Origin of the sequence: Pseudobutyrivibrio xylanivorans DSM 14809, assembly GCF_900141825.1 — a bacterium.
Lineage (GTDB): Bacteria > Bacillota > Clostridia > Lachnospirales > Lachnospiraceae > Pseudobutyrivibrio > Pseudobutyrivibrio xylanivorans.
On sequence record NZ_FQYQ01000013.1, the window covers coordinates 71,432 to 83,454 of the forward strand.

The following is a 12,023-nucleotide window of genomic DNA, read 5'->3' on the forward strand; positions in this document are numbered from 1 at the left end:
GGTGCTATGAGTTCTATAGAGATTAAGAAGATTGGTATAACAAAACTTGATACAGATGCCATTGTAAACGCAGCCAATGAAGGGTTGTGGGAAGGCGGTGGAGTATGTGGTGCAATCTTTAGAGATGCAGGATCAGCAGAGCTTACAAAGGCTTGTAATGTTATAGGGGGATGTAAAACAGGAAATGCTGTGATTACTCCTGGATTTAATCTTCCGGCAAAGTATGTGATTCATGCTGTTGGACCTCGGTGGACAGATGGCGAACACAATGAGCCAAAGCTTTTATATAGTGCTTATAAACAATCATTGCTCTTGGCGAAGGAAAAAGGATTGCATTCTATTGGTTTTCCTCTTATATCTGCAGGTATTTTTGGTTATCCTTTGGATGGCGCATGGAGAAAAGCCATTCAGGCTTGCAACGATTTTATTTGTAATAATTCTGACTATGATATTACTATCATCTTCGCTGTTTTAGATGAAAGGATTCTTGAGGCTGGAGAGAAAACTCTTAAAGCAATTGTAGGGGATGAGAAGGTTGAAAATACTGTAATTCAGTGGTGCAAAAAATATGAGGTTCTTTTTCATGCGATACATGAGGATGATGAGTTAAAGGAGTTTTTTGAAAGATATAATGTATATCAGCCACCTCAGGGACATCATGGGCTGTATCAAATATTACATGTTTGTATGAAAGAGGCCTATGACAGCAATGTGGTAATTACCGATTATGGTAAGGTGGTTGAAGGTGGAAAGTTTTCTGATAGAGATTTAGCCAATCCTTCAAAGGAATGGTTGACTAATCTTACGGAAAAACAAATCTTAGCTGTTATTGCATGGCACTTTAGAAGAGATCATTTTTGCGAGGGTAGTTGGATTTGTGAATCTGTTGCGGATGGCCACATGGCGTTGTTGGTTGATACGTTGTTAGAAAGATGTGAGAAACAAGACTGAACGCAAAGGAGGATTGGCGGAATGTATTATCAATATGATAGTCAGTATAAAAATGTGCTTATAAGAACTGCCCAGGGAAGATTTCCTGAAATCCTCCACAAAGGCGATAAACAATGGAGTATTCTGGCACCGAAGCCAAATGATCCTGATGATATGTATATCAGAGCTATTTATTTAGGCGGAGGTTGCTGGGAAAGGCTTGATGATATTGATGAGGATATGGCTGAAAATATCTTGAAGGAATGGGGATATGATGCCAATCCGCCAGAAGCGGATGGTGTTTTAATACCTGAAAAGAATGCCAATATTGACGGTGTAGATAGATTTCCAGAAGGGTACTTATTCAAAGGAAAATTAAAGAAGATTCGCATCGATTCTAACTGTATTTGCTTCGGCCCATGCCCGATGCCAGAGGATGAGACGGAACAGCATCTTACTATTACTTTGGAGGGTGGTGTATGGCTTACAAGATTATCTTTTGCTAATGGGCAGATAGAAAAGACAAACTTTAAGATAGACGTTGGAGTTGTTAATAATCTGTTTGATGTGATAGAAAATCGTTTTTCGCAGGAACATGAGCTTTATTGCGTGACGGATGTGGGGGCCTGGGAAATGATTTTAACAAACGAAGAAGGTAAGGAGTTTCAATACAACGGGCCTTTGCTTGAAAATGCTGGAGACAGAGTTGAGGGACTTTCTGATATGGTTAGAGAAGCTACTGGCAGAGATGATTTATTTGTATTTGATGGATGCCCTGAAAAGATTGACTACTTGAAGCTTGAGTACAACCGTGAGACCAAGATAAAGCCCAAACATTTACCGGAAGAAGCAGAGTATGAATTTGTGACCTGGAATTATGCTGAAGTTTTGACAATAGACAGGGCTACGGAGACGCTGACAAATCATATTCAATTTGCTGAGCAGTGTTCTGTTACAAATACTTATCATGTAGAGGAAGGTATCAGTAGCCTTCTGGATGAATTATGGCCAGAGATGTTTGATGATGTTACAGGCAATCCGCCTGATGCCATTGATGATCCAATGAATCAATGCAACTATAGGATAACTGTTCGCACACAGCATGGAACCGAAAAGACGATAGAGGGTTCTTTTGATAAACTTGGGCTGCCTGACGAGTATCCGGAGTTTATAGAAAAGATTTATGATTTTATGGCTTTCTATGGAATTGGAGAGCTTTTTAACAAAGCGTCTTATGGTAAGGCAAAGCGCACATCATCAGATTATATATTCTGTGATGTAGAGTTTGAGCCGGGAGGTAAGACCTACTGCTATTTGACAGATGATGATTCTTACGAAGTTGGGGATACTGTTCTTGTTCCTGCGGGACATGATAACCATGAAGCTTTGGTAAGGATTGTAGATAAAAACTATTATTCTTCTGAAGAAGCGCCATTTCCTGTGGAGAAGGCGAAACATATTATTAAGCGTATTGATGAAGATGAGATAGACGATTATCTAGATTTAAAATGATATTAAGGTTGGAGGGTTAACTTTTGGAATCATATGAATTAAAAGATACAGACGATAATATTTTGGATACATTACTTCATGATTCTATATCAAGAAATCAGTCCCTTTATAGATTTCTTGATATGTTAAATACTATTGATGGTAGTGTGTCACTTGCAGTAAACGGTAGATGGGGAACCGGCAAAACTTTTTTTGTTAAGCAAGCTAAGTTATTGCTCGAAGCAGAGAATCCATTTTTTGAAAATAGACCATACTACAATGAGGTAAGAAATAATTCTTCTTGGAAAAAGCATAAGGCTGAAATTGGTCAGGAGTTTGCTCCTGTGCTTCCGGTTTATTATGATGCTTGGCTGAATGATAATGCTACAGACCCGATATTATCAATTGTTTATGAGATTATTAATCAGCTTGATTTAAAGGATGAGATAAAAGGTAAGCCTGAATTTAAGGAGATTATTAAGGGCGTTGCAATTCCTTTTGTCGAAAAAAAGACCGGTGTTAATATAGAAAAGTTTTTAGATTCTCTTGAAAGTAAAGATTATTTAGAAGAAATCTCCACACAGCAGCATGTTCATGAACGGGTTGAAGAATTCATAACAAACGTTATAAAGGAACGTGGAAATCGCTTGGTTATTTTTATTGATGAATTAGATCGTTGTCGCCCAGATTATGCGGTTAATCTTTTGGAACGTATAAAGCACTATTTCAGCAATGAAAATGTTACATATGTTTTTTCCGTAAATATAGACGAGCTACAGCATACAATAAAGCGGTTCTATGGTGATGGATTTAGCTCTACTGAATACTTGGATCGTTTTTTTGACTTAACGATAGATATTCCGATGATAGATGTAGATAAGTATTTTAACTCCATTTGTTTTGCATCCAATGATTTAGCGTCATCTGTTTGTAAAATTGTGGTATCAAAGCTTGATTTTAGTATGAGGCAGGCTGAGAGATTTGCAAAAATCATAAAAATTGCAATTTATAATAATAGATTTTATAAAAATAATCCAGTCTGGTCAGAGGATAGAGCAAAGTTTTTTATGATGGCTAATGTCGCGCCTTTGATTATTGGATTAAGAATGGCAGACATTAAGAAATATAGAAAGTTCATTGATGGTAAAGAAGCATCATTTATGCTTGAAGTATACGAAGGTGATAATAAAGATTTAGTAGATCATTTTATGCTGAAAAAAAATGAAGTCTTTAAAACTGGTAATAATGCCGCAAATGAAGTGGATTTTAACCAGCGATTAACAGAAATATATGAAGCGATTTTTGATTACGATAAATCCAATTCATATCAGAAGGAAATTGGATTAATGACTTTTGACAAGAACAGTAAGGCCTGGTTATTGAATGTAATCAATTTGTTTTCATTGCAGATTGAGTTTTAATTCATATATACAAAGAATTTTAAAAGAACAGCTAACCTTAACGGTGAGCTGTTCTTTGTATATACGGTATTAGAATAAATCCTCATCTGCAGGCACAAATTTTTCTCTAAATTTTTGAGGCGCACAATAGGAGTCTGAGCTCAATTCATTAAGGTATGTATTGATTAATATTTTATAAGCTTCTTCTGGCATGCCTTTTTCTGAATTGAAGTTCTCAATATCCAAGTATTTTTTAATGAAGGCATTGATTGCGATATTATCACTGTCGCTATTGTCATAGCATGCAGAGGCTCCATTAATCATTTTATCAAATTTAAAGCCTTCAAATCGTGCACTGTTATTATCATAATTTGGGAATAGCAGAGCTTGGTATTCGGTAGATGTAGGAAAATCTTCCCACTGATTGTTAGCATCTGTTTCCTGAAGTGTTACTGTTTTTAATATAGCTCTTTTGGATTTAAACAAATCGATAATCCATGAACCGATGCTTCTAGCACTAATTTGAGATGAAGCTGTTTTACGTCCGAATAATTCATCAAGTGAAACACCAAAGTAATCAGCTAATGCAATATACTGTTCAATTGTAAAGTGGCGTCCTTTTTTTTGATTAAGCGCTGAGCTGAAATTCGGTTGATTTGTTCCGAGAACTTTTTCAGCTAATTCTTTTTGTTTAATTTTGGATTTATTCATTCTTTCCCTAATGAAATTGTTAGCATTTTCAATATATTCCATAATGTAGTCACCTTTTCTAAAATGATATGCGATATTGTTAATATATATCGTTGTTATATATATCGATATAATAGCATTAAAGTGATATAAGTACAATTAAATATATGACTTTTGATATATCGTATGTCGATAAATATAATTTAATCATAGGAACTAGTTACTATGATTATTAGGACTGAAGTTTTTCATTAAAGGAAGGAGTAATAATGTAATGAAAGATATGAGGTAAAGTGTAAGAGGTGCACTTGCCTCATGTAAAAGTCCATATATCGGGACAGGTATTTTTGTTAGCATTAGAATCATAAGGTAGAGGACACGTTTTTCACGACTGTCAGATATTTTTGTTATTTTGTAGGCTATTATTGCGAACAGGTGTTCGAGGTGATATACTTTCAATTAGGAAGTAACGAAAGAACGAAAGAAAGGCTTTGATGGTGATGAATTCTGTGGAGGAAAAAATTGGGGGAGTCCCTGTCAGTAAAGGGCATGCAGAGGGCGTTAATAAACAGTATGTAACGGAGTGTTATAGTGAATATAAGAAAATTGATTTCTATTGTAAGAACTGTAAGAAGTCAATGCGGATGTCGTACTGTTTATGTGGTGATGATAATGCACCTGCTATGAATGGAATTATATTAAAGTGTCATACACATAAGTGTACCAGAGTAATTACTTTAAAAAGGTTTACTGAAGGACAAATTAAAAAGAAAACAGAACCTTCAGGTAAGTGTTATTTATAAAAATACCAAAGAAAAATAAAAAATACCTCATTTTATACCATGACTATTTAAAGAGAATCTTGAATAATAATGGCATAACTAAACTAATATGAATGGAGGATGTGGTATATGCTCAAAGATTATATGGGCTGCAAATGCATTTTTCTTAATAAGAAATATGATCAACTTATGGATGAAGACTCGCGGACCAAAACAGATATACAAAGAATTATTTGTTATAAGATTGAAGAACTTTCTTCACAGACAGATAATAATTTAGCTCCGGTTGGCATCGAGACAATAAGGCGTTGGAACAAGTTTAAGGATGATATGCCTATGAGCCAGCCTGGAAAAATAGAGTATGTTGAAATAATTGCGGAAGTACTTGGCGTTGAAGTTAACGACTTAATTGTTCCTTATGAAGAAAATAGAAGAATTGGTAATGAGAATTGTTCTACTCCGGCAGAGAACGAACATGCATTATCTAGTCAAGAAATAGAGGAAACAATAAATATTATAAAAAAGCTTCCGATGGTGAAATACTATTTAGAATCAATATTGTGGTATTTCTATGGCATACCGTTAGGGTTGCTTGAAAAGTACCGACTATTTAAAGGTACATCTGACAATTACTATGAATTGGGAGCCTATTTGGTTGAAATAGGTAATCAAATTAAATTGCCGGTTGATGTAGTTGCATTCCAAAAAGGAAATTGGTTGCAGGCTCTTTGGGATAAGAAATATATTCGTAATAAGATAAAGTTTTATGGCGTTGATAAGTTGTTCGTTATCACTTGCCTAAAATACTTAAGTAAAATAAATATTAGATGGTATCAAGTTATTAGTGTTTTTTATGGTCCGAGAGCCTTGAGCAATGAACTGATTCAGGCAATGTCATACGTATTGCAAATCGCTGCGTACAGAAAATTACAATATGCTCTTCCTGTGCAAGATATAGATAGTTGTAATTCCTTTGAAAAGCTATCTGAGAAGTCAGTAATTGATTTTGTCGCTGATGCGGAGGTTGTACTATTGCCTGAGAGTTATGAAAGAGTTGGAGGCATAAAAAAGCGTTTTGATGTCATAGAAAGATACCTAAATAACCATGGGATAAAGCTTCCCAAATGTACGACTAGAGATACTTGCGAGATGAGTAACTTGCATGATATTAGAGATGCATTTTGTCTTGTAACAACCGAGGGGGCGATTATTTTTTACGATAACGGTTATATGGGAGATGAAATGTTAAAGCAGCAAGTAGAAGCTTATGCATATGAGAATAATATAGGATTAATATATTGCCGTAGTTTGTGATGTTTTGATTTTGCATGTGTTTGAACATTACGGGGGTGGAATAATGTATGCAAAAGGTAGATTTTTATTGTAAAAAATGTAAGAAATATATGAGCATTTCATATATACCTATAGGAGATAAGGAACATCTTGTTTTGCCTGGGGTCATAATGAAGTGCCATACAAACAAGTGTAAAAGAGTAGTTACACTAAAGAATTGTTCGGAAGAAAGAATAATAGTACGAACAGAAAAAAACGGTAAATGTTATTTATAAAAATTGAATTAAGGCTTCATGATATGGGGACATAGATCCACCGCGGACGCATGAAAAGATAATCGGCTAAAGCTGAATCTTTTTATGTGTCTTTTTCTTTTTCCGGTTATCAGCCGGAAAAGAGGAGAAGATGAAAAAAGTAAATAGAAACAATGGAGCAATTGATGTAACAACAGTTGGGGGAAGAATTAAGAAACTAAGAACAGATGCTGGATTTACCCAAGAGGAGCTTGCTATAGAACTTCATCTTGAGGGGAAGTCTGCTATTTCCAATTATGAGAACAACAGCAGAGGTGTTTCAGCGGAGATGCTTACACAGCTCAGTCGCCTGTTTCATGTATCTGCTGATTATATATTAAACGGTGATTCACCGGATAATCTTGATCCTATCGTTAATGAAGCAATAGAGATTCTAAACAATCTGAAGACAGACAAGGCTAAGAAGTCTGCACTTGAAATGCTAAGGCAGATTCAGATTCTTGAGAGATAAGGTTCACATTATGTGTACCTTATGTTCACATACGCGCTAACGAATATAAGGCGCATTCCAATTAGACTTATACATGTAAGAGTTACGAAGCGGCGCGCAGCCAAGTGACATAAACACAACTGAATATAGGAGGTGTATATGGCCACTATGGTTAATATCTATGAAAGCTACGGTGACAAATCAGCGAGGGAGAGGGCCGAACTGATTTATTCCAATTACTCTTCTTTCCAGGGAATCATCGAGGATTGCAAGATGAGACTGATCTACGAGATTAAGGCAGAGAAGGAAAGAAAGCGTAGCAATCATAAAGATGAACTTGGAGTCCGTATTCAGAATTTGGGTAATTATAGTAATCCTACAGCGGATGAAGCGGTTCTTGATGTAATGCTTGAGGGAGCTATCAAAGGACTGAATTCAGCAGAGGATGCTTTATCAGATCCGGCTTTGGTACAGGAGTTCAAGCGAAGAGAGTATGTCATTGTAATGATGGCAGATGAATATGCTTCTTTTAAGAGACACCTGCATGCACTCAGTGTGAAAGAGCAGGAACTTATTATTCCGCTTTTGAAACAGGAGAAGGATTATTACACTTTGGCAGAGGAAGCTGGTGTTACTGTTCCTGTTGTCAGGAGAAAAGCAAGCCGTATTCATTGTGAAGTGATTTCCTACATGGAAAATTATTTCATCGAAAAGCTATAGGAGGGATGTGCATGAAGGAATTAAAAGAACTTACATTTCCTCCGGAAGCTGAGGAAATGGCTATCAAGCTTGCTGCTTTTGATATTATGAAGCAGCTCAATAAAGAAGGTAAAATTACAGATGAAGAGTTGAGGTATATTGCTGAAAAACGCAATTTACCCATTGAGTAAACAAGATAATAATTTTATAATTAAGCTGTATCTAGGTTTCATCTAGTACAGCTTGATTGAGGAATGCGAGGTGCGTTATGGCGCGAAAAGTTGCTATCTACGCCCGTGTTTCCACAGAGCATGAGGCGCAGATTTCTGCATTGGAAAATCAGGTGCAGTACTATGATGATATATTGAGCAGGCATACGGACTGGACTTTGGTGGATAGATATATTGATGAAGGTATCACCGGTACATCTATTCACAAGCGTGATTCGTTTATGCGAATGCTCAGAGATGCAAAAGAAAAGAAATTTGATCTAATTGTAACCAGAGAGGTATCCAGGTTTGCAAGAAACACAGTTGATACACTGCAGCAGACCAGAACCCTCAAGACTTATGGCGTGGAGGTGTGGTTCACAGAAGATAATATCTGGACAATGAATGATGAGGATGGAGAGCTTAGACTTTCTATCATGGCTACGCTGGCTCAGAACGAGAGTAAGAAAATTTCACAGAGAGTAAAAGCTGGTCAGATGATTTCATTTAAGAATGGAGTCTTATATGGCAATGGCAATATTCTTGGTTACGACAGAGTAGGTGATAAGCTTGTTGTTAATAAGGAACAGGCCGACACTGTAAAGCGAATCTTTGAACTTTATCTTAAAGGCAATGGTGTCCGTAAGATTCAGGACATCATGGAGCAGGAAGGGCGAAAGACAGCGACAGGACTTACCAGATGGCAGTCTGGCAATGTAAACAGAGTTCTGCAGAATCCTTTTTATTGCGGTAGAATTGTTTATCGTAAGCAGTATGTTCCTGATTATTTGGTTCAAAAGAAAATCAACAATCATGGAGCAGTTGATAAGGTGTATGTGGAAGGTACACATGAAAAGCTGGTTTCTCCTGAGGACTTTGACAGAGCACAGGAGATAAGAGAAAAACATCGAACCGGTAAACGTGATAAAGCCGGTAGATTGCTTGGCCAGTCGCCCTGCAAGAATATCTGGGGTAACAAATGTGTTTGTTCCTGTGGTCATGCCATGAACAGAAGAGTAGCTCACAAGGCAAAAGATGGTTCAGATTCCTTTGTATATCAATGCTATGGACAGCTTCGAACGGGGACTCCCGAAGGAAGAAGGAAAAAGGGACTTGATACTGAAGGCATTTGTGATAACTCATCATTTATGGGATGGAAGTTAGAAGTTCAGGCTGATTTCATTTTCAAGAAAGTTCTTTCTAACAAGGAAGCTATTTATAAGGAAGCTATGGCTATGGCACAGGATGTTGCCGAGGTAAAGGCTCCGGAGAGAAACGATAAGGAAATGCTTGAACGTAACATGCGTCAGATTGAAAAGTTTAACAGACAGATTGCGAATCTGGTCGACATGTGTACTGAAGGAGATATTTCCAGAGAAGTCTTCCGCAGCAAGAAAAAGAAGTTAGAAGATCAAATCTTAAATCTTGAAAAATTAAATGACGAATGCAGACAACGGGTTTTAGAATTGGAAGATAATGAAGCAAAGGATAGACGTATTGATAGTCTCTCAGAGTTCATTAGAATGACTGCCTTTGATTCCAGAGCCAAGATACCTGAAACAGTGATTGATAATTTCGTTGATCAGATTGTTTATGATCACGGAGTATTTAAGTGGTATCTTAATCCGGCATATGGAAATGAGATTTATAGTCAAGCAACTTCCGATTGGAAAAAAAAACAGCTGCAGGAATCTATGAATGATAAAGTGTTGTTACCTGCCTGCACCAGCACAGGCAGCTATAGCTAACAAGTAATCTGAGATTACTACACTGCGTTGCATAAAATGAAATAATTGGGCTCAGCCCCTTGGCTTTTTTGCCGGGGCTGGGCCTTTTTTGTGGGATTGCCTAGGCGTTTCCGGTGGCGCGGGCAGTGCTGGCGGCGGTTTTAGGATTTTCACTGCCTGAAAACAGCTGCACAGGCAGTGCAGATTGGGAGATATATGATTTGCACTGCCTTTATAGAGCGATTCGGGCAGTGGAAGAAAAGAAAATGGATTTAGCACTGCTTTAGAGAAGAGATTGGAGCAGTGCAAAGGGAGAAAATGAATTCAGCACTGCTCTTGAGAAGTGAAAAGGGCAGTGGTAGAAAAGAAAAAGAATCTAGTACTGCTCTAAGCAAAGAAGATTTCAAAACCGGATGATTTCTTCCGGTTGAATGAGGTTTTGGTATTTCATGAAGACTAAGGATTCTGTATAATTAAAGACAATGAAATTAACAAATCTTGCTAATGTTTGTCAAGCTGATTTTTGGAGATCTTGAGCACTTTGAGAACAGAAAAAGAGTAACCTTAATAAGACCTGCTGTTGCAGGCCGGCAGTTTACGGCTATAATGAAGGCGGACGGATTTACTTGTACAACTCCATTGCACGAGCGTAGTAGATCCGCAGGAACTTATTGACGGCAGCCATCTTGGCTACGTTGTAGGGTTTCCCTTCCTGTTCCTTTTTGAGCAGAAAAAGGTATACAGGATCATCCTGAGGTTTTGTCAGTTTGAGAGCCTGCATAACCTCGAAACAAGCTTTTCTGAGAGCCGGGTTGCCACGTTTAGAGATGTGACGATTCCGGCTCTCAAACTGTCCGGACTGATACGGCGGGGCATCATTGCCGGCATAAGCATTGAGCGCTTTTCCACTGTGAAAACGGCGTACGTCACCGATTTCTCCGAGTATGATGGGGCCGAGCCGGTCACCTACGCCAGCCATGGAACGCAGCACTTTATATTCCGGTATGGTTTCTGCGATGATTCTCATTTGCAGGTTGATCTCATCAGCAGCTTTCTGCGACGTTGATACAAGATCAACACACTGATCCTGAGCCATGGATGACAAAGGGTTTTCACCGCGCGTTGTAATGCTGTTAAGGGCGAGTTCATAGATGGCCAATCCTTTGGCACCGGCATAATAATCTTTCGTTTTTTTGACCAAGACCTGATAGCTGTCAAGGAAACGCGATTTACCCATCTTTCGGATCACGTCAAAGGACTTGAAACGCTTAATGAAGCGCAGAAGAACGCAGTTGTCGGGATCCCGGCTTTTAAGAGGAAGGATAGTCGTAATACCTGGCATCGTTTCATCCAGAAGATTGAGTAGTTGTACTTTGGCAACTGTAAGGGTTGATATCCTCTGGGTGTATTGCCTGGAAAGAAAACGAAGATCTTCATACTTTTGATCAGTAGGAGTGTAAGGAACCAATGTGTAAGATTTTTCGAGAGCATACTGAGCAATCCGTAGGGCATCCCTTTTATCCGTTTTCGCCTTCCGAAGCTCGGTATCGCCATATTTCTTCATCTGGTAGGGATTGATTAGACAAACAGAAAGATCCGCTTCCTGAAAGGCTTTTAGGAGTGGATAATGATAGTGGCTGGTGGGCTCCATAAGTATGGTCGGGGGTTCAGAAGTTCCTTTGATGTAGTTGACTAATGCCTGCAAATCATCAGCGACGTGGTGAACATCAAAAGGCTTAGCACGGATACTACCATCTCCATTGAGGATGGCAACTGTGCTTTTGGATTTTGAAACATCAATACCAACAGCAATCATAGAGAGTATCTCCTTTCGATTTATATTGATTGGATCCGGCTCTTCATGGTTCACTCATATTCTTTAGTTAAACGGGAGAAATACTTTCCCAACTTGCTGAATCGAATGTAGAACGATGAAGGCGGGCTGACACATTTGTCTCCGGGCGTGGTGTCCCAATCGAAGATTCCGTCAGACCAATCACCTTCATCATAAATAAAGAGCAGAGACTATAAAAGCCTCTACTCATATATTAAGAATCG

At 38.0% G+C, this 12,023-nt stretch carries 10 protein-coding genes; 8 read left to right on the plus strand and 2 right to left on the minus strand.

Features of this window, described 5'->3' with window-relative positions; all coding sequences use genetic code 11:
• The first annotated feature begins 6 nt into the window (after positions 1–6).
• Genes BUA88_RS15930 through BUA88_RS10325 form a run of 3 tightly spaced genes read left to right on the plus strand, consistent with a single transcriptional unit; the run spans position 7 to position 3,842 of the window.
• Complete coding sequence (locus tag BUA88_RS15930; RefSeq protein ID WP_083572482.1) at positions 7–951, plus strand: macro domain-containing protein; 945 nt, start codon at positions 7–9, stop codon at positions 949–951.
• Between the two features lie 21 nt (positions 952–972).
• Positions 973–2,442 (plus strand): hypothetical protein, encoded by a 1,470-nt coding sequence (locus tag BUA88_RS10320; protein ID WP_072917336.1) that lies wholly within the window; start codon positions 973–975, stop codon positions 2,440–2,442.
• A 23-nt stretch (positions 2,443–2,465) separates the two neighbouring features.
• On the plus strand, positions 2,466–3,842 hold the full coding sequence (locus BUA88_RS10325) for a KAP family P-loop NTPase fold protein (RefSeq protein WP_072917341.1): 1,377 nt from the start codon (positions 2,466–2,468) through the stop codon (positions 3,840–3,842).
• Positions 3,843–3,911: 69 nt separating this feature from the next.
• On the opposite strand, the gene BUA88_RS10330 is transcribed toward BUA88_RS10325, so the two are convergent.
• Positions 3,912–4,574 carry a helix-turn-helix domain-containing protein gene (locus tag BUA88_RS10330; RefSeq protein WP_072917345.1) on the minus strand — a complete coding sequence of 221 codons (663 nt, stop codon included), beginning with the start codon at positions 4,572–4,574 and terminating at the stop codon, positions 3,912–3,914.
• An 848-nt stretch (positions 4,575–5,422) separates the two neighbouring features.
• Between BUA88_RS10330 and BUA88_RS10340 the strand changes: the two genes are divergently transcribed.
• The 5 genes from BUA88_RS10340 (at position 5,423) to BUA88_RS10360 (ending at position 9,986) form a co-directional block, all read left to right on the plus strand.
• The gene (locus tag BUA88_RS10340; protein WP_072917348.1) at positions 5,423–6,607 is read left to right on the plus strand and encodes a hypothetical protein; all 1,185 of its coding nucleotides are present in this window, start codon (positions 5,423–5,425) and stop codon (positions 6,605–6,607) included.
• A 384-nt stretch (positions 6,608–6,991) separates the two neighbouring features.
• Positions 6,992–7,351, plus strand: a complete 360-nt coding sequence (locus BUA88_RS10350) for a helix-turn-helix domain-containing protein (RefSeq protein WP_072917355.1) — start codon at positions 6,992–6,994, stop codon at positions 7,349–7,351.
• 138 nt (positions 7,352–7,489) lie between these two features.
• Positions 7,490–8,050 (plus strand): hypothetical protein, encoded by a 561-nt coding sequence (locus BUA88_RS10355; RefSeq protein ID WP_072917359.1) that lies wholly within the window; start codon positions 7,490–7,492, stop codon positions 8,048–8,050.
• Positions 8,051–8,061: 11 nt separating this feature from the next.
• A complete protein-coding gene (locus tag BUA88_RS16170; RefSeq protein WP_159430892.1) occupies positions 8,062–8,220 on the plus strand; it encodes a hypothetical protein in 159 nt (52 codons plus the stop codon).
• 77 nt (positions 8,221–8,297) lie between these two features.
• A complete protein-coding gene (locus tag BUA88_RS10360; RefSeq protein WP_072917364.1) occupies positions 8,298–9,986 on the plus strand; it encodes a recombinase family protein in 1,689 nt (562 codons plus the stop codon).
• Positions 9,987–10,587: 601 nt separating this feature from the next.
• Here BUA88_RS10360 and BUA88_RS10365 read toward each other — a convergent pair.
• Positions 10,588–11,781, minus strand: a complete 1,194-nt coding sequence (locus BUA88_RS10365; RefSeq protein ID WP_072917368.1) for an IS110 family RNA-guided transposase — start codon at positions 11,779–11,781, stop codon at positions 10,588–10,590.
• Between the last annotated feature and the right edge of the window lie 242 nt (positions 11,782–12,023).